The 18,421-nt window shown below is 58.6% G+C and carries 15 protein-coding genes; 10 read left to right on the top strand and 5 right to left on the bottom strand.

The genetic code is table 11. From position 1 onward, the window contains the following. Nucleotides 1-75 precede the first annotated feature (75 nt). From AC2FFP_RS00985 to AC2FFP_RS00945, 9 genes are all read left to right on the top strand, one after another. Complete coding sequence (locus AC2FFP_RS00985; RefSeq protein WP_496734171.1) at nucleotides 76-999, top strand: D-alanine--D-alanine ligase; 924 nt, start codon at nucleotides 76-78, stop codon at nucleotides 997-999. Continuing rightward, entirely contained in the window at nucleotides 987-1,982 is a 996-nt protein-coding gene (locus AC2FFP_RS00980; RefSeq protein WP_496767966.1) for a cell division protein FtsQ/DivIB, read from the top strand. Before AC2FFP_RS00985 ends, AC2FFP_RS00980 begins: the two co-directional genes overlap by 13 nt. 8 nt (nucleotides 1,983-1,990) lie before the next feature. Then, entirely contained in the window at nucleotides 1,991-3,325 is a 1,335-nt protein-coding gene (gene ftsA / locus AC2FFP_RS00975) for a cell division protein FtsA (protein ID WP_058279582.1), read from the top strand. Continuing rightward, nucleotides 3,312-3,725, top strand: a complete 414-nt coding sequence (locus AC2FFP_RS00970) for a hypothetical protein (protein ID WP_496880625.1) — start codon at nucleotides 3,312-3,314, stop codon at nucleotides 3,723-3,725. Before ftsA ends, AC2FFP_RS00970 begins: the two co-directional genes overlap by 14 nt. A 349-nt stretch (nucleotides 3,726-4,074) precedes the next feature. Then, entirely contained in the window at nucleotides 4,075-5,694 is a 1,620-nt protein-coding gene (gene ftsZ / locus AC2FFP_RS00965; protein ID WP_496880624.1) for a cell division protein FtsZ, read from the top strand. A gap of 213 nt (nucleotides 5,695-5,907) precedes the next feature. Beyond that, nucleotides 5,908-6,828 (top strand): UDP-3-O-acyl-N-acetylglucosamine deacetylase, encoded by a 921-nt coding sequence (gene lpxC, locus AC2FFP_RS00960; RefSeq protein WP_496724412.1) that lies wholly within the window; start codon nucleotides 5,908-5,910, stop codon nucleotides 6,826-6,828. Nucleotides 6,829-6,955: 127 nt separating this feature from the next. Then, nucleotides 6,956-7,798: an outer membrane protein assembly factor BamD gene (locus AC2FFP_RS00955; protein WP_496724414.1), complete on the top strand. Its 843-nt coding sequence runs from the start codon at nucleotides 6,956-6,958 to the stop codon at nucleotides 7,796-7,798. Nucleotides 7,799-7,833: 35 nt separating this feature from the next. Further along, the gene (recN, locus tag AC2FFP_RS00950) at nucleotides 7,834-9,483 is read left to right on the top strand and encodes a DNA repair protein RecN (RefSeq protein WP_496724416.1); all 1,650 of its coding nucleotides are present in this window, start codon (nucleotides 7,834-7,836) and stop codon (nucleotides 9,481-9,483) included. A gap of 100 nt (nucleotides 9,484-9,583) precedes the next feature. After that, a complete protein-coding gene (locus tag AC2FFP_RS00945) occupies nucleotides 9,584-11,269 on the top strand; it encodes a chloride channel protein (RefSeq protein WP_496767970.1) in 1,686 nt (561 codons plus the stop codon). On the opposite strand, the gene AC2FFP_RS00940 is transcribed toward AC2FFP_RS00945, so the two are convergent. After that, a complete protein-coding gene (locus AC2FFP_RS00940; protein WP_496767972.1) occupies nucleotides 11,266-12,633 on the bottom strand; it encodes a DUF3179 domain-containing protein in 1,368 nt (455 codons plus the stop codon). The two genes, AC2FFP_RS00945 and AC2FFP_RS00940, sit on opposite strands and share 4 nt — an antisense overlap. Before the next feature lie 247 nt (nucleotides 12,634-12,880). Between AC2FFP_RS00940 and AC2FFP_RS00935 the strand changes: the two genes are divergently transcribed. After that, complete coding sequence (locus tag AC2FFP_RS00935) at nucleotides 12,881-13,024, top strand: hypothetical protein (protein WP_496767974.1); 144 nt, start codon at nucleotides 12,881-12,883, stop codon at nucleotides 13,022-13,024. A 5-nt stretch (nucleotides 13,025-13,029) separates the two neighbouring features. Here AC2FFP_RS00935 and AC2FFP_RS00930 read toward each other — a convergent pair whose 3' ends face one another. The 4 genes from AC2FFP_RS00930 to cobS form a co-directional block, all read right to left on the bottom strand. After that, entirely contained in the window at nucleotides 13,030-13,371 is a 342-nt protein-coding gene (locus AC2FFP_RS00930; protein ID WP_058274347.1) for a DUF427 domain-containing protein, read from the bottom strand. Between the two features lie 65 nt (nucleotides 13,372-13,436). Beyond that, a complete protein-coding gene (locus tag AC2FFP_RS00925) occupies nucleotides 13,437-15,227 on the bottom strand; it encodes an aminopeptidase P family protein (RefSeq protein WP_496767976.1) in 1,791 nt (596 codons plus the stop codon). A gap of 73 nt (nucleotides 15,228-15,300) precedes the next feature. Then, complete coding sequence (gene cobT, locus AC2FFP_RS00920) at nucleotides 15,301-17,178, bottom strand: cobaltochelatase subunit CobT (RefSeq protein WP_496767977.1); 1,878 nt, start codon at nucleotides 17,176-17,178, stop codon at nucleotides 15,301-15,303. Between the two features lie 180 nt (nucleotides 17,179-17,358). Continuing rightward, nucleotides 17,359-18,345, bottom strand: coding sequence for a cobaltochelatase subunit CobS (gene cobS / locus AC2FFP_RS00915; protein ID WP_058274350.1), 987 nt, complete (start codon nucleotides 18,343-18,345; stop codon nucleotides 17,359-17,361). Nucleotides 18,346-18,421: the final 76 nt, after the last annotated feature.

The following is an 18,421-nucleotide window of genomic DNA, read 5'->3' as shown; positions in this document are numbered from 1 at the left end:
AAATTAAGGCGACGGATCAAGGAGATAAACGCAGTACGGACCACCACATAAGGTCCGGGGACATTGAGGCGCACGTTGGGTATGTCGAGCAGGACAAACCCCAAAGTGGCGGTATTGATGGGTGGACCCTCGAAGGAACGCGAGGTGTCTCTCAGCTCTGGGCGCGAATGCGCGGCCGCCCTTGTGGGAGAAGGCTTTGAAGTAGTTGAGCTGGACGCAGGTCCTGACCTCTATGCGCGCCTTTTGGAAATCAAACCAGACGTTGTGTTCAACGCCCTGCATGGCCGCTGGGGTGAGGATGGCTGCGTTCAGGGTCTGCTGGAATGGATGCGCATTCCGTACACGCACTCTGGTGTTCTGGCCTCGGCGCTGGCGATGGACAAGCAGCGCAGCAAAGAAGTGTTTGAGGCCGAAGGCCTACCCGTTGTTGCCAGCGTGATCGTACCAAAGATTGAGGTAGTTAAGGTTCATGTGATGGAGCCTCCTTACGTGGCCAAGCCCAACAACGAAGGCTCCAGCGTTGGGATCTACATCGTGCATGAAGGGTCTAATGGCCCTCCGCAGCTGTCGCATGAAATGCCCGATCAGGTTATGGTCGAGAAATACATTGCCGGACGCGAGTTGACTGTAACGGTGATGAACGACAAGGCCGTAACGGTTACCGAGATCATGACCGATGGCGGTTGGTACGATTATGACGCCAAGTACAAGCCCGGCGGATCGTGGCATGTTTTGCCCGCTGACGTACCGACCGAAATTTTCGCCCTGTGCATGGACTACGCATTGCGCGCTCATTCTGCGCTGGGATGCAAGGGCGTAAGCCGTACGGATTTCCGCTGGGATGACAGTATGGGTGCCGATGGGCTTTTCCTTCTCGAGACCAACACTCAGCCCGGCATGACGCCGACGTCCCTGGTGCCTGAACAGGCCGCACATCTGGGGATGAGTTTCGGGCAGCTATGCGCCTGGATGGTGGAGGACGCATCATGCGACCGCTAAGAGCCACCCGAGCGCCTGTGGTTCACCGGCCCAAACAACTGACCGGTCCCGATGCTGATTTCGAATCCGGCGCACATACCGGAGTCGAACCCAAATTGCGGCTGCGTGGTATGTTTGGTGGCAAGGGCGATCGCCTCGACCCGGCCCCGTCTCGTCTCAGCTACCGCCTGCAGCGCTGGATGCTGACGCGGGGCGTTCGGCGCAGCCTAAAGATTGGCCTGCCGGTGTTTGCCGTTTGCGCCGCAGTTGGCATCTATTTCGGTTCGCAAGAGCGTCGCGATGCGGTAGTGGCCTATGTCATCGACATCAAGACTTCGATCCAGCAACGGCCAGAGTTCATGGTCAATCTGATGGCCATTGACGGGGCAGGGACCAACCTGTCCGAGGATATTCGTGAGGTCGTACCGCTGGATTTCCCTGTCAGCTCATGGGATCTGGATGTTGAGCAAATCCGCGACACGATTACCGGGCTGAATCCGGTCAAATCCGCCACGGTACGGGTGCGCCCGGGCGGCATTCTGCAGGTGGATGTTGTCGAGCGTCAGCCCGTCATCGTCTGGCGTACGCGCCGTGGGATCGAATTGCTGGATGAGACCGGCGCGCATGTGGAACGCATCGCGTCGCGCAAGGATCACTCTAATTTACCTCTGATCGCGGGCAAAGGTGCAGACGGTCACGTAGGTGAGGCGCTTGAATTGCTGACAACCGCCCGCAGCCTCGGCGGTCGTGTGCGCGGGCTGGTCCGGATTGGTGAACGTCGCTGGGACCTGGTTATGGACCGCGGCCAGCGCATCATGTTGCCAACCGAACGCCCCGTACGCGCGTTGGAACGCGTTCTGGCCGTGAATGAGGTGCAGGACCTTTTGGAACGCGACGTCGCGGTGGTCGACATGCGCCTTGGGCAACGTCCGACAATAAGAATGACCAAAGCTGCCAGCGAAGACTGGTGGAATACAAAAGTGACAGTGGGTAGCGAGCAGTAACGACCATGATGACCGATCTTTATCAGTCCCAGCGCGCCATGCGGCAGATGCGCAGACAAGCCATGCAACGCGGTGTTGTCGCCATTCTCGATGTTGGCAGCTCCAAGATTGCCTGTCTTGTACTGCGCTTTGACGGGACCGGCCGCCTGAGCGAGGACAACACCATCGGGTCGATGGCCGGGCAGACCGGCTTTCGTGTGATCGGTGCTGCAACCACTCGGTCGCGGGGTGTACAGTTCGGCGAAGTCACCGCCATGCAGGAAACGGAACGGGCGATCCGGACCGCGTTGCAAGCGGCGCAAAAGATGGCTGATATCCGGGTCGATCACGTGATCGCGAGTTTCTCGGGTGCGAACCCGCGCTCTTACGGGTTGGACGCGCAGGTCGATCTTGAGGGTCAGGTCGTGACCGAGGCAGAGGTTGGCCGTGTCCTGAACGCCTGTGATGTGCCGGACTACGGGGCAGGGCGCGAGGTGTTGCATGCCCAACCGGTAAACTTCGCTTTGGACAACCGCTCAGGTCTGATCGACCCGCGCGGCCAAATGGGGCAGAGCCTTGCCGTCGACATGCACATGCTGACCGTCGACGCAACTGCGATCCAAAACATCGTGCGCTGCATCAAACGCTGCGATCTGGAATTGGCCGGAATTGCAAACTCGGCCTATGTGTCTGGTGTTTCCGCCTTAGTCGAGGATGAGCAGGAACTGGGCGCGGCCTGTATCGACATGGGTGGCGGCACGACCAGCGTGTCGATCTTTATGAAAAAGCACATGATCTATGCCGATTGCGTGCGCATGGGTGGCGATCACGTAACCTCGGACATTTCGATGGGGTTGGGTATCCCGGCCTCGGTGGCTGAGCGGATTAAAACCTTTAACGGCGGGGTTCACGCAACTGGCGCGGATGATCGGGACCTGATCGACATCGGTGGGGATACTGGCGACTGGGAACATGATCGCCGCACCGTCAGCCGTGCTGAACTGATCGGGATTATGCGTCCCCGTGTGGAAGAGATCCTTGAAGAGGTGCGTGTTCGTCTGGATGCCGCCGGGTTCGAGCACATGCCGAGCCAGCAGATCGTCCTGACCGGCGGCGGCAGCCAGATCATGGGACTGGACGGACTGGCCACCCGCATCCTTGGGCAGCGCGTCCGCCTTGGCCGGCCGCTGCGTGTGCATGGTCTACCGCAATCGGCGACCGGGCCGGGGTTCTCCTCCGCAGTGGGGCTTAGCCTGTTTGCAGCGCACCCACAGGACGAATGGTGGGACTTTGAAATCCCTGTCGACACCTATGCCGCGCGCCCGTTCAAGCGGGCCGTGCGTTGGTTCCGTGACAATTGGTAAGCTAGGGGTCGCAGCGCTGCTGGCCCTGACACCGCTGACCACTCAGGCGCAAACCCGGATCACCCCTGAGGCATTTCTGGATGCGGTTCTTGGCAAAACCGTCGACTTTCATGACTTTCGCAGCGGCGACCTTGTTGGCACCGAAGAATTTCTCAGCTCCACCGTGTCGGTTTGGCGCCGAGAAGGAAGAGGGTGCGTTTATGGGCATATCACAACGCCGAACGGGCAAATCTGTTTTCTCTATGATGATGAAGTCGAAGGGCCAGCCGTGTGTTGGTGGCCTTTCGAATATAAGGGCAGGTTGGTGGTGCGACTGGCCACTTTTGCGGACAGCGAAATCCAGGAGGTGCGCAGCATCACCGAGGACGGTTTGAATTGTCCAAGTGCCCCGATCAGCTAAAGAAATGGGTTGCAGCTGACTCGTTTATCCCGCAAGATATCCACAAGGCCCGACAGAGGCCCGCGGCAGGACCTGAGCAGTTTTCCGCAGTTTGACAGTTTATGAGTCCCTTTGGTGATGCGTCGGTTGAGTGCCGCGCGCAAATCGCCTGTTTTGTGCTACATTGAGTTCTTTACGCAACATCTGGCGGTATTTGCGAAATACTGCCGGTCAGCGCCTTATTTCCTCCATATTTTGTGGAATTGCGCGATTTTTGGCGTGACGTTTGCCGTTTCAAACGGTAGGATTGTTAGTGGATAGGTAAGAAAAACACCGCTTTGGCGGGAACAAAAAAACAGGCGGACAGAGCATGACATTGAATCTTTCGATGCCCGGGCACGACGAACTGAAGCCTCGGATCACAGTATTTGGCGTTGGTGGTGCAGGCGGAAACGCTGTCAACAACATGATTGAGAAACAGCTGGACGGCGTCGATTTTGTGGTCGCCAACACCGATGCGCAGGCACTGCAACAAAGCCAGTCCTCGGCACGGGTTCAACTGGGCGTGAAAGTCACCGAAGGTCTGGGGGCAGGGGCCCGTCCGACCGTGGGTGCGGCAGCAGCCGAAGAAAGCATTGAACAGATCGTTGATCACCTGGCCGGCGCGCATATGTGCTTTATCACCGCCGGAATGGGCGGTGGCACCGGTACAGGCGCGGCCCCGATCATCGCGCAAGCTGCACGGGAATTGGGCGTTCTGACTGTTGGTGTTGTGACCAAGCCCTTCCAGTTTGAGGGTGCCAAGCGGATGCGTCAGGCCGAAGACGGCGTTGAGATGCTGCAAAAGGTCGTCGACACTCTGATCATCATCCCGAACCAGAACCTGTTCCGTCTGGCCAACGAAAAGACCACCTTTACCGAGGCGTTCTCGATGGCGGACGATGTTCTCTATCAGGGCGTCAAAGGCGTGACCGATCTGATGGTCCGTCCGGGCCTGATCAACCTCGACTTTGCAGATGTTCGCGCCGTGATGGATGAGATGGGCAAAGCGATGATGGGAACCGGCGAGGCCACCGGCGAAGATCGCGCGGTTCAGGCCGCCGAGAAGGCGATCGCCAACCCGCTGCTGGACGAAATCAGCCTCAAGGGTGCCAAGGGCGTTCTGATCAACATCACCGGCTCGCACGACCTGACCCTGTTCGAACTGGACGAAGCCGCCAACCGCATCCGCGAAGAAGTGGATCCCGAGGCGAACATCATCGTTGGTTCGACACTGGATACCGTGATGGAAGGCGGCATGCGCGTATCGGTTGTCGCGACCGGTATCGATGCCAGTGAAAAGCAGGAAGATGTCCCTGTCGCGCGCCGCTCTATGTCGGCACCGCTGACCCGCACCGTTTCGGCAGAAGAGTCGGTGCAGGAAGAGGTCCCGGTTGCTGCGCAAGTCGCTGAGGAAGCGCCGCAGCAAGATATGATCCGCGAACCCTCGCTGTTTGAAGCGCCGGAAGAGCCTGCCCAGCCGCAGTTCCAGTCGCGTGCCCGGCAGGATGATGATGGTTTGCCTCCGCCGGCCTATCAGCCGCGCGTTGCCGAATTCGAGCCGACCCCCGAACCGGTTGAGCCTGCGTCCGAAAACTATGTCGCGCCGCAGCCTCAACCGGCAGCGGGAACACCGTCGCCCGAGGCGCTGCAGCGCTTGCAGGCCGCAGTCCAGAACGTTCCGCCGTCCGAGCGGAGCCCTTCGATGGCTCGCCCTGCGACCCCACAGCCGACCCCTGCGCCGCAGGAAGAAGCGCATGATCGTCCCCGGTTTGGCTTTAACCGATTGATCGATCGGATGACCGGTCACGCGGCAGATACTCCGGCGCAACCACCGCGCCAGCAGCCCGTTATGCGCCAATCTGACGCTACGGCACCTGCAAGGGATGAGATCGATCCCGAACAGGACCGGATCGAAATTCCCGCCTTTTTGCGGCGCCAGGCCAACTGATCGCGGTAACAAAATGAATGCAGAGGGTCGCCAAATGGCGGCCCTTTTCTTTTGTTTTACAGATGCTTAATGGGGTGTAAGCAGGGATTTGCCGATCTGTCACATACATGTTTCATTCGGTTGCAAAGAGTGAGTTGAGCCTTGACGCCGCCTTCCTTAACTGAGTGTCCAACACGGCCAACCGAGGCCGGACACCACTCTTCGAGGTTCACCTTGCAACATACGCTCAAATCTCCGGTCACGTTTACAGGCGTCGGACTGCATAGCGGTAAGCCTGCGACGATGGTCCTGAAACCGGCAGCCGCCGGTCACGGCATCTGGTTCAAACGGACGGATATTGAGCTGGGCAATGCCCTTGTCCCTGCGATCTATGATGTGGTCGAGCGCACCCCGCTGTGCACCCGCCTGATCAACGACGCGGGTGTGTCTGTGTCCACGGTCGAGCACATCATGGCCGCGTTGGCCGGTTGCGGAATACATAACGCGCTGATCGAGATTGATGGTCCCGAAGTTCCGATCATGGATGGGTCTTCGATTGATTTCGTTCGCGGTATCATGGCGAAGGGCGTGCGTCGCCAAGCCAGCCCGGTTCTGGCCTATGAGGTTCTTAAGCCGGTGACCGCTGTGCGCGAAGGTGCTAGCGCTTCGATTGCGCCTGCAAACGGTCTGATCATCGACTTTCATATCGACTTCGAAGACGGTGCCATTGGCAACCAGACCAAGACCTTGGATATGCGCAACGGTTCGTTCGCACGTGAGCTGTGTGACTGCCGGACGTTCTGCCGCCGTACTGATGTTGAGGCGATGCGCGAAAACGGGCTGGCTTTGGGCGGCACGCTGGAAAATGCCGTCGTTGTTCAGGGTGACGAAGTCCTTACGCCGGGTGGTTTCCGCCGCGCGGACGAGGCCGTGCGCCACAAGATGCTGGATGCCCTTGGTGACCTGTATTTGGCAGGCGGTCCGATCTTTGGTCACTTTACCGGTGACAAATCCGGCCATTCAATGACCAATACTCTGCTGCGCAAGCTGTTCGAGACGCCGGGTGCGGTCCGTCCGATCCTGTGCACGCCTGAACAGGCAGCCCGCCTTCCGGGGCAGGGCCTGGTCCGGGACGAAATCCCGGAAGTCGCTTGATTGGATCAACTCTTCCGACAATTCTGCGAACGGGCGCATAAGGCGTTTTGCACCGGAATTTTATGTGCTAGACCTTGGCCTAAATCGGGGCTTAACCCCGTCAAGTAATACGACAAGGATAGGCGGAATGGTTGGCACCAAAGCGGCAGTCAGGTTCGCAAGCGCGATTCTTCTGACAGCAGTTTTGACGGCATGCGCTGGAAAAGGCGCAGACCGCAATCAGAACCTGGAAGGGTTCACTCCTGAACAGATATTCACGCGCGGCGAATATGAGCTGTCGCAGAATCGTTCGGATGATGCGGCGTGGTATTTTTCAGAAGTTGAACGTCTGTATCCGTATTCCGATTGGGCCAAGCGTGCGCTGATCATGCAGGCATTCTCATACCACTCGGACAAAAACTACGAAGAAAGCCGAGGCGCCGCACAACGGTACATCGACTTTTACCCGACGGACGAAGATGCGGCTTATGCCCAATATCTTCTGGCGCTCAGCTATTATGACCAGATTGACGAGGTCGGGCGCGATCAGGGCCTGACTTTTCAGGCGTTGCAATCGCTGCGCACCGTGATCGAGGTCTACCCGGATAGCGAATACGCGACCTCTGCGGTGCTGAAATTCGATCTGGCCTTTGACCACCTGGCTGGCAAAGAGATGGAAATTGGACGCTATTATCTGCGCCAGGACCATTATACTGCAGCCATCAACCGGTTCCGTGTGGTGGTTGAAGACTTCCAGACCACATCTCACACCGCCGAAGCTCTGTACCGCTTGATTGAAGCCTATCTGGCACTGGGTCTTGTGGATGAGGCACAGTCGGCGGGGGCCATTCTGGGGTACAACTATCAGTCGTCCGAATGGTACGATGCGGGCTATTCGCTGCTGACGTCACGCGGATTGGATCTCAAGAGCCGTGGCAACAACTGGCTCAGCACGATCTACCGTCAGACTGTCAAAGGTGAGTGGTTGTAATCGCCATGGCCAATGGGGTGGGACGCTAAGACCCGATGCTGCGCGCCCTCGATATCCGTGACATGCTGATCATCGATCGGCTGGAACTGACGTTTCAGCCGGGCCTGAATGCGTTGACCGGTGAAACCGGTGCGGGCAAGTCGATTCTTCTGGATTCGCTGGGATTTGTTCTGGGCTGGCGTGGTCGGGCAGAACTGGTCCGTCAGGGCGCCGCTCAGGGTGAAGTCGTGGCCGAGTTCGAATTGAACGAAGATCACGCCGCACATGCAATTCTGGCCGAAGCGGGCCTGCCCGACGGAGAAGAGCTGATCCTGCGGCGGGTGAATACGGCCGAGGGGCGTAAGACCGCGTGGGTCAATGATCGTCGTTGTTCGGGCGAGGTGCTGCGGGCATTGTCCGAGACCCTGATCGAACTGCATGGCCAACACGATGATCGCGGCCTGTTGAACCCGCGAGGTCACCGGGCAATGCTGGATGATTACGCCGGAGCAGAATCCTATCTAGTAAAGGTGCGGTCAGCATGGTCCGAGATGTCACGTGCGCGCAAAGCTCTTGCGCAGACGGAATCGGCCCTAGCAGCCATGCGTGCAGAAGAGGAATTCTTGCGGCATTCGGTATCCGAACTGGATCAGCTGGACCCGCAGCCGGGCGAGGACGCCGAGCTCGACGCCCGTCGTCGCATGATGCAGGGGGCCGAGCGTATCCGCGATGACGTTGCCCGTGCCTTCGCTCTGCTGGGTGGGGACGGGGCCGAGGGGGCGATGGCTGACGCCGTGCGCTGGCTCGAAGGGGTGTCGGATAGTGCGGGCGGCCAATTGGAAGAGCCGATCGCCGCATTGGGACGCGCCTTGATCGAGTTGGGTGAGGCGCAGGATGGTGTCGATGCCTGCCTGCAAAAACTGGACTTTAACCCGTCTGAGTTGGAGCAGGCCGAAGAACGCTTGTTCGCTATTCGTGCGCTGGCTCGTAAACATGACGTCGTGCCAGATGATCTGGGCACCTTCGCCGACACTTTGCGCGACCGCCTGAACCGGCTTGACGCGGGCGATGCGGATCTGGCCGATCAGAGGGCGGCGGTAGACGCGGCACAGGCGGCTTATGACGACGCAGCGGCCAAACTGAGTGCTGCGCGGCAAAAGGCCGCCGGGCAACTCGATGCCGCCGTGATGACCGAACTCGCCCCGTTGAAGATGGAACGCGCTGTGTTCCAAACCGAAATCACGGTGGCAGACCCGGGCCCCGAGGGGATTGACGCTGTGGCGTTCACGGTTGCCACCAACCCCGGCGCGCCTTCGGGACCGCTGAACAAGATCGCCTCAGGCGGTGAACTCAGTCGTTTTCTTTTGGCGCTCAAGGTCTGTCTGGCCGGTGATGACAGCGCGCGCACGATGATTTTCGACGAAATCGACCGAGGTGTCGGCGGCGCGACCGCTGATGCTGTCGGGCGGCGCCTTGCGTCGTTAGCGCATGGCGGTCAGGTGCTGGTTGTGACCCACTCTCCGCAGGTGGCGGCCCGCGCGGCGCATCACTGGCGGGTTCAAAAACACGTCACCGACGGGCATACCCTGTCGACCGTTGTGCCGCTGGCCGAACCCGACCGCGTGGATGAAATCGCCCGTATGGTCGCAGGTGACACAATAACGGACGAGGCCCGCGCTGCGGCCCGAGCCCTTTTGCAGGCCTGAGGTAATTCTGCCGCTTTCCTGTGTTCAATCCGTCGCGATCCCACTTTTATAAGGGCGCTCCGTGGCTTACTAAGGGGAAAGACGTGATCCCCGAGGGCAAATGACCCAATCAACCCGCACCGTTCTGCGCAACCAGCTCAATCAGGCTCTGGCCGCGATAAAGGACGCCTGGCGGGTGATGCGGCGGCGTGGGCCCAGCCAGATTCAATTCTGGTTCATCGCGCTGGCGATCGGGATCGCGGCAGGTTTCATGGCATTGGGATTTCGCAAGGCGATCCGGTCGCTGCAGGCCTATGTCTATGATACGGATGACATTTTGCTTTTGCACAGCCACGCGGAAAAGCTGCCTTGGTTTCTGATCCTGATCATTCCCATCATCGGCGGGCTTATCGTGGGCGTGATCCTGAATAAGTTCACCGACGACGGACGCGTGCGATCCGTCGCTGACGTCATCGAAGGGGCCGCGGTGACCGATGGTCGCGTGGAAAGCAAGGCGGGTATCGCGTCTTTCTTTGCCTCGCTCGTCACGCTCAGCACAGGCGGGTCCACGGGCCGAGAGGGGCCGGTCGTGCACATGGCTGGTGTGATCTCAACCTGGGTCAGTAACCGCATCCATGCTGATGGCATCACCGGGCGCGACCTGTTGGGATGCGCTGTCGCCGCCGCCGTCTCGGCCAGTTTTAACTCACCGATCGCAGGTGCGCTGTTCGCGCTTGAGGTCGTGCTGCGTCACTTTGCAGTGCATGCATTTGCGCCAATCGTGATTGCTTCGGTTGCCGGGACAGTAATCAACCGGCTGGAATATGGCGATGTGACCGAGTTTGTTCTGGATACACCCGGTTCCCTGCAATTCTACGTGGAACTGCCTGCCTTTCTGCTACTTGGCCTGATCTGCGGCCTGGTTTCGCTTCTGCTCATGCGGTCGATCTTTTTTGCCGAAGATATCGGCAACCATATCCAGAACCGGCTTGCCTTGCCTGGCTGGCTGCGCCCAGCTGTTTCAGGTGCGATGCTGGGGCTGCTGGCGATCTGGTTCCCGCATATCATCGGCGTCGGGTATGAAACGACGATCCGCGCTTTGGCAGGTGACCTGACCCTGAGTTTTGCCATCCTGTTTGCGGTGATCAAGACGGTTGCCGTGGCGATCACCATGGGCGGGCGTATGGGCGGCGGGGTGTTTTCCCCATCGCTGATGATTGGGGCGTTGACCGGGCTGGCCTTTGGCCTGATCGCAACCGGGCTGCTGCCGGATGTGTCGGGCACGCATACGCTTTATGCCTTTGCCGGAATGGGGGCCGTTGCTGCCGCGGTTCTGGGCGCGCCGATTTCGACAACGATGATCGTCTTTGAACTGACCGGAGATTGGCAAATCGGCCTGGCTGTGATGGTTTCGGTGTCGATGTCGACAGCGCTGGCCTCGCGTCTTGTGGATCGGTCCTTCTTCTTGACCCAGCTGGAACGTCGCAACGTGCATCTGGCCGCCGGCCCGCAAGCCTATCTGCTGGCGATGCTGCGGACCGGGGCAGTCATGCGCCCCTTGGGCGACCCGCGCTCGATCACGAAAGAACAGGCGGTCGAATTGATCGAACAGGGGCTTTGTGTTCAGGCTAGCGCTACACTAGAGGCAGCGATGCCCTATTTCGACAGGGATGACATCCCCTGTATTCCGGTGGTGATTGTCGAAGAGGATGGTAGTGAAAACCCGGTCGGAGCGCTTTACCACGTCGATGCACTGAAGGCGTATAACCGCGCCTTGGCTGCCACTGCGGCTGAAGAGCACTCTTAGCGTTTATACACGGTCGCGGTATCGCCCAGGTAGTTGTCCCAAGCAAACCAGTACGAAATATGGCCTGCGACCCGGGGCAACTCCGCGCCTCCCGGTCCAACCAGCGCCTCTTCGGTCATGGTCCACTTCTGACCCGTTTCGTCCACCAAATCGCCGCCAGACGCAGCGAACTTGTGGGATGCGCGTTCATAGGCGCGCACTGCGCGCTTTTCGTCGTTTCCGATAAGCACCAGCGGCCGGTTGGCGATGGCGTCGTTGATTACTCGGCTCTTGCCGAACGCGTCCAGGGGCCATGCTCGCGCCGCGCCAAATTGCCGGATGGCAAAAACATAATCTTTCTGTCTGTGACTGGACTGATCGACCAGCGCCGGAAACATCAATTCGGACGAAGCGAAATACTCCCGATACACGACACCCGATCCATAATTCCGCCGGTGACCGGTGTTCATTGAAAGGACCTTCGTCTTGGGGTGAGATGTTTTCCAGCTTTGCCATGTGGTGATGACCACCGGGCGTTGTTTCAATTCGATACCGCTGCCGACAAGCGCGCCGACGACTGGCTTGCCGGTGTATTGGTTCCACAGGGAATGCGTCTGACGATCGAACATCAGTTTGTTCGATCTGTACAGAAACCCCGATGAGCCGAAGATCAGGGGTTTGCTGCGACCCGGCACTTGCGTTTCAAACAGAATTCCGGATCCGCACAGTGTACAGTAGGCTAAGGCCACCGGAACTCCGCCAATCACCTCGTTGAACATTTCATGCCAGCCCATGATCCGCAGCGGGTAAGCTCGTTCGTCCCCGTTGATCGAAACGCCAAAGACCAGGTCATCGTCCTTAAGGTAATCTGCACGCGCGGCAGGGATCAGAGCCGGATTGTCCAGCGATGGGATACCGTCCTTGTTCACACCACCCCACGCGATCTCTTCAAGCCGGATCTTCATCTTGTCGCGCTGCAAATACTTTGGTTTCAGGAAGTCATCGAAATTCGTATCAATTCCCAAAAGAACCTCGCGCTTGAACGGGATGAGCGAGGGGTGTGGCACGATTTGCGGGTTCTTTTCCTGCCAGAGCATCCACTCAAACCAGTCTTGACCGGTATTCTCACCAGTCAGGGTCTGCATGACTTTCACGATGTCGCTGCTGCGACGTCTGGCGTATCGCATACCGGTCAGCAAAGCAGGCACCACATCCGGGTTGCCGCGTTGTACGAGAAAGGCCATGCCTTGCTCAAACTCTGCGTTGCTTCCAAACAGTGTGGAACGCACAGCATCAAGCACGGGGTCTTGTTGCGCGGACAACGCGCTAGGCAACAAGAGCGCGGCCCCCAATGATCCAGCGAAACTGCGACGGGTAAGTGACATGGCATCCTCTGGGCGGTGTTTGGTGGCATTGTGCACGCTTGATGCCTCAAATGCATGCAACAGCCCCGTGATTGGATCGTGATCAAGCCTTGTCAGTTGCGAGCGCGCTGTTGAGCTACCTGCGAAGACTATATGCTTGCATGTTATCGTGAAATTTGCCGGTTAGTCGTATCCAAAAAAATTCACAGATATTTTTTGTCACGATGCCAAAAACGATAAATTTTGCAATGGGTTCGAAATTCTGGCCATGCCAGGGAGGCCCGGCCAGGGATTTCTTGGTCGCGTACGAACGGCAGCAGCCCACCTAAGATCACTGGCATCCATGGCACAGGCCTATGGGCGTGTGCGTCACGACATGGCCGCGACCGAGCGGGTCAGAGAGGCCATCTGAGGGATTTAAATCTGTTCGACCTTAACGGAATCGACGCGGTAAAACGCGACATAACCCTTGATCTCGGCCATTGCGGCGACCGGGTCCTCATAGCTCCACGCTGCGTTTTCGGTCACGGATGATTTATTGACAATTGAGAAATGCGTCGCATCGCCTTTGTGCGGGCAGTGCGTAACTTTTTCTGTACGGTCCAGAAATGCCATTCCGATATCGGCGCGAGGGAAATAGATCACCGGCTCCAGATCACCTTCCAGCAGCTCCAGCGCATTCATGCTCTCTCCGAGAACGGCGCCCCCGGAACGAACGCTCCATTTACCAGCTGCTTTGCGGATCGTTATGTCTGTCATCTCTGCTTCTTCCCTCGTCTTTAGTACGGATCACTCCTCTGCCCGGTTTATGTGACAGTCCAGTGTCAGATCGGCGCACTTGCGGCATCCAACCACAGTTGAGCGTTGTCGCCCAGCCTTGGACGAACTTTTTCCGCAACGTCGCGGTGGTATGCGTTAAGCCACGCGCGTTCTTCTGTCGTAAGCATATCGACTACAATCAGCCGCCGGTCAATTGGAACGTATGTGAGCGTCCGCCAGTTCAGCATCGCACGCTCGGTGTCCGCCGTGGGCAAGGAAGGGGCATCTTGAACCACAACAAGGTTCTCGATGCGAATGCCGAATGCGCCTTCGCGGTAATATCCCGGCTCGTTTGACAGGATCATCCCCGGCTCAAGCGGAACATGGCTGACCTTCGACAAGCGCTGCGGCCCTTCGTGGACGCTCAGGTATGCGCCGACCCCGTGGCCGACCCCGTGATTGAAATCCTGCCCCGCTGCCCACAAGGGGGCGCGTGCGATGCATTCAATGTCTCGTCCGGCCAGCCCGGCGGGCCAGCGCAGCATGGACAGATCGATCATCCCTTTCAGCACGCGGGTAAAGCAGGCTTTTTCCTCAACGCCCACTTCTCCGATTGCAATGGTGCGGGTGATGTCGGTTGTGCCATCCAGATACTGACCTCCGCTATCCAAAACCAACAAGTGACCATTCTCCAGCCGGCTGTCGGTTTCTTCGGTCACCCGGTAATGCATGATCGCGCCGTTGGGACCGGTGCCCGCAATCGTGTCGAACGAGATATCCTGTAGCGCGTTATCCCGGCGGCGGTTTTCCTCAAGCTGCGTGACCACCTGCGTTTCCGCCACTGTGCCCGGGGTCTGTGCGTCCAACCAGCACAGGGTTTCAATAACAGCAACCGCGTCACGAAGATGCGCCTCGGCGCTGCCTGCGATTTCGGCGGCGTTCTTGCGAGCTTTGGGCAGGGCACAGGGATCACCTGCATCCATCATTTTGTCACCCAGCACATCCGCAACTGCCTGCGGCAGGGTTCCCAAATCGACTTGAACCGCGCCGCCCAAATCCGCGGCCGCATCCAGAAAAAACCGAGGGTCGTGAACCTGAACTTGCTCGACAAGGTGATCTAACACCCCGGCCAGTTTTTGCGCCGACATGAACAGATCAACCCGACCATCGACGTGTAGAATGGCAAACCCATGCGCTACCGGGTTATACCCGATATCTGATCCACGAATGTTAAGCAGCCACATGATCGAATCCGGCAATGTAATGATGGCCGCATCACACCCGTTCTGTTTTAGATCCTCCGCCACCCGCGCAATTTTGCTTGTGGCTGTTTCCCCTGCAAACTCAATCGGGTGCGCCTTGACCGGGTTCATCGGGGCGTCCGGTTGATCCGACCACACCCTGTCCACCAGATTGTCGCTACGAACAAGTTCGACGCCGCTTGCGTTCAACTCTTTCTTCAGACTGGTAATCTGCCCTGCTGCATGCAGCCAAGGATCAAAACCAACCTTGCCGCCGTTGGGCAGCTGTTCTTTAAGCCACACGCCCAAACTGGTTTCAGGCCAGGGCACAGGCGTGAAATCCGCCGCAACCTGAGCCTTGACCTGCGTGCGATACCGGCCATCGATGAAAACGCCGGCAATATCGGACAGCACTGCGCAGAAACCGGCCGACCCGGTGAAACCCGTCAGCCATGCCAGACGTTCATCGCGTGGGGCCACATACTCGCCCTGATGCGCATCTGCGCGTGGGATCAGAAAACCGTCCAACCCATCCTGTGCCATCTGGGATCGCAAAGCGGCCAGCCTGGGCGGTCCCTGTTCCGGACGCGCAGTGACTGCAAAGGATTGAAACATGTGACACCTCTCGCAAACGGGGGGCTGCCCCTTCATCTTTTGAAAAATACTTCTGCCGGAGGCAGGGCCAGCGTCAGCTGGCCCTCTTCATCCCCATCACGCGTGCACGTGCCCGAGGATCGCTGTCGAACAATGCCGCCAGCTGTTCAGTCATCGCACCTGCCAGCTGTTCGACATCCGTGATCGTTACCGCGCGGTCGTAGTATCGGGTTACATCGTGGCCGATACCAATGGCCAAAAGCTCGACCATCTTACGTTTTTCGACCATTCCGATCACGTCGCGTAAGTGTTTTTCCAAGTAATTCGCGGGGTTAACGCTGAGCGTTGAATCATCAACCGGCGCGCCGTCCGAGATCACCATCAGGATCTTACGCTGTTCGCGTCGCGCCAGCATCCGGCGATGCGCCCACTCCAGCGCCTCACCATCGATGTTCTCTTTCAGCAGGCCTTCTTTCATCATCAAACCCAAGTTGGGTCGCGCGCGACGCCACGGGGCATCCGCGCCTTTATAGATGATGTGGCGCAGATCGTTCAGACGCCCCGGCTGTTGCGGGCGACCGTCATTCAGCCATGCCTCACGTGCCTGGCCACCTTTCCAAGCGCGCGTAGTAAAGCCAAGGATTTCGACCTTCACGTTGCAACGTTCCAACGTCCGGGCCAGAACATCGGCACAGATCGCCGCGATCGAGATCGGACGACCGCGCATCGAGCCCGAGTTATCCAGCAGCAGTGTCACCACCGTATCGCGGAACTCAGTGTCTTTTTCGACCTTGAAACTCAGCGGCGTGGTCGGGTTGGCCACAACACGCGCCAGTCGCCCGGCATCTAGAATACCTTCTTCGCGGTCAAACTCCCAAGAGCGGTTCTGTTGCGCCTGCAAACGGCGCTGCAGTTTGTTCGCCAGACGGCTGACGGCACCCTTAAGCGGCTCAAGCTGCTGATCCAGATAGGCGCGCAGCCGTTCCAATTCGGCAGGCTCGGCCAGGTCTTCGGCTGCGATCTCTTCGTCAAAGGTTCCAAGGTAAACCTTATAATCCGGGTCGGCCTCGGACGCTGGCGGTGGGGCAGGTGGCTCCAACGGTGCCTCGCCCTCGGGCATCTCGGCCTCTTCGCCCATCTCATCCTCGGCCATCTCGTCCATCGAGACCTGGGCCTGGGACTGATCCTGCTGCTCTTCCTGAGTTTGCTCAGGGGTCGCGTCGGCGTCCTGTTCGTCCTGATCATCCTGACCGGTGCTGTCGGGATCGGGCTGTTCTTCGGCGTCGTCCTCAGCCTGATCTTCCTGATCTTCGTCCAGTTCGTCCGGGTCTTCGCCCAACTGGTCGCCATACCCCAGATCCTTGATCATCTGGCGGGCAAATTTGGCAAACTCGGCCTGATCCGAAAGGATGTCCTGCAAGTTTTCCAGCGTGCCACCAGCCTGCTCTTCGATGAAGCCACGCCAGAGGTTCATGATGTTCTCGGCCGCAGGCGGCAGGTCGCGTCCGGTTGCCAAGTGGCGGATCAGATAACCCGCGGCCACCGACAAGGGGGCATCTGCGGGTTGCTTGCACTGGTCGTACCCACGGCGCAGCGCCTCATGCCCGATCTTGACATCGATGTTTGATGCGGTGCCGGGCATATCCCGCGCGCCCATCGCTTCACACCGGGCAACTTCCATGGCCTCATAAAGATCCCGCGCCATATCACCCGGAGGTGCATAGCGATTATGGGTCGCATCGTCATGATATCGGCGCTGCAGCGCCAAAGCATCCGCCGTACCGCGCGCCAGCAAAACCTCTTCGCGAGTCATCCGCCGAGAAACCTGCGGCAAACGCATCGACTCGCCCGACAGCCCCGAGGGGTCGACCGTATAGCTTACAGACAGCTCTGGATCGTCGGCCATAACCTTGGTGGCCTCGGCCAAGGCCTTCTTGAACGGATCGGCGGGGTTGTCGTTAGGTTTAGACAATGAACGTACTCCAGATCATTGCTGCTAGGAAAAGTATTGCGTACTCCCAACGCAGCCGTATCAGGTGAACATATTGCGACGCCGTCATGTCTGAAGGCGCCGACTTTTTCCAACCTACTTTGTCAAATAGCCAAAATGAATCAAAAACGACCCAGATCGATGCTATGACAAAAAAGGCTTTCACCCCAAGCTTACGCTCGCTGCACTTTCCGGCAGTTCCTCATCAAAACAACGTTGATAGAACTCGGCCACGGTCTGGCGCTCAAGCTCATCACACTTGTTCAGGAAGGACAGGCGGAAAGCGTAACCCACATCACGGAAAATCTCGGCGTTTTGGGCCCAGTTGATAACGGTCCGAGGGCTCATAACTGTGGACAGGTCACCGTTCATGAAGGCGGTCCGGGTCAGGTCGGCAACAGTGACCATCTGGCTGACGGTCTTGCGGCCTTTCTCGGTATTGTAGTGCGGCGCCTTGGACAGAACGATCATCGTTTCGGCATCATGGCTGAGGTAGTTCAGCGTCGAGACCAGCGACCAGCGGTCCATCTGAGCCTGGTTAATCTGTTGCGTGCCGTGATAGAGGCCAGTTGTATCGCCCAGGCCCACAGTGTTTGCCGTGGCGAACAGGCGGAAATTGGGATTCGGCGTGATGATCTCGTTCTGGTCCAGCAGGGTCAACTTGCCGTCGTGTTCCAGCACACGTTGGATCACGAACATCACGTCGGCACGGCCCGCGTCGTATTCATCGAACACGATGGCGACAGGATTGCGCAACGCCCAGGGCAGGATACCCTCGTGGAACTCGGTGACCTGTTTGCCGTCACGCAGTTTGATGGCGTCCTTGCCGATCAGGTCGATCCGGCTGATGTGGCTGTCGAGGTTCACACGCACGGCGGGCCAGTTCAGGCGGGCTGCGACCTGTTCGATATGGGTCGATTTGCCCGTGCCGTGATAGCCTTGGATCATCACACGACGATTGTGGGAAAAGCCTGCCAGAATGGCCAGTGTGGTTTCCGGGTCAAACTTGTAGGTCGGGTCGATCGCGGGTACGCGGTCACTGCGGTCAGCAAAGCCCTTGATCGCCATGTCGGTTTCAATACCGAACACGTCACGGACCGAAATTTCTTCGGTGGGTTTTGCGTTTACGTCGATCGATCCGTCAGCCATTCGCCTTGTCCTTATCCTTTGCCCCGCGTTGCCGGGTTTGAACTCGTGTGTGGTGCAACATATTGCGGGCAAGGGC

This window comes from Ruegeria sp. YTSC004 (assembly GCF_059609805.1).
Note: the sequence above shows the minus strand (reverse complement) of the source record. Positions and strands in the feature narration are given on the sequence as shown.

Excerpts from the sequence above, each read along its gene's own strand:
- AC2FFP_RS00980 (WP_496767966.1), top strand. The coding sequence starts at position 987 with ATGCGACCGCTAAGAGCCACCCGAGCGCCTGTGGTTCACCGGCCCAAA.
- ftsA (WP_058279582.1), top strand. The coding sequence starts at position 1,991 with ATGACCGATCTTTATCAGTCCCAGCGCGCCATGCGGCAGATGCGCAGA.
- ftsZ (WP_496880624.1), top strand. The coding sequence starts at position 4,075 with ATGACATTGAATCTTTCGATGCCCGGGCACGACGAACTGAAGCCTCGG.
- AC2FFP_RS00955 (WP_496724414.1), top strand. The coding sequence starts at position 6,956 with ATGGTTGGCACCAAAGCGGCAGTCAGGTTCGCAAGCGCGATTCTTCTG.
- recN (WP_496724416.1), top strand. The coding sequence starts at position 7,834 with ATGCTGCGCGCCCTCGATATCCGTGACATGCTGATCATCGATCGGCTG.
- AC2FFP_RS00945 (WP_496767970.1), top strand. The coding sequence starts at position 9,584 with ATGACCCAATCAACCCGCACCGTTCTGCGCAACCAGCTCAATCAGGCT.
- AC2FFP_RS00940 (WP_496767972.1), bottom strand. The coding sequence starts at position 12,633 with ATGTCACTTACCCGTCGCAGTTTCGCTGGATCATTGGGGGCCGCGCTC.
- AC2FFP_RS00935 (WP_496767974.1), top strand. The coding sequence starts at position 12,881 with ATGCCAGGGAGGCCCGGCCAGGGATTTCTTGGTCGCGTACGAACGGCA.
- AC2FFP_RS00930 (WP_058274347.1), bottom strand. The coding sequence starts at position 13,371 with ATGACAGACATAACGATCCGCAAAGCAGCTGGTAAATGGAGCGTTCGT.
- AC2FFP_RS00925 (WP_496767976.1), bottom strand. The coding sequence starts at position 15,227 with ATGTTTCAATCCTTTGCAGTCACTGCGCGTCCGGAACAGGGACCGCCC.
- cobS (WP_058274350.1), bottom strand. The coding sequence starts at position 18,345 with ATGGCTGACGGATCGATCGACGTAAACGCAAAACCCACCGAAGAAATT.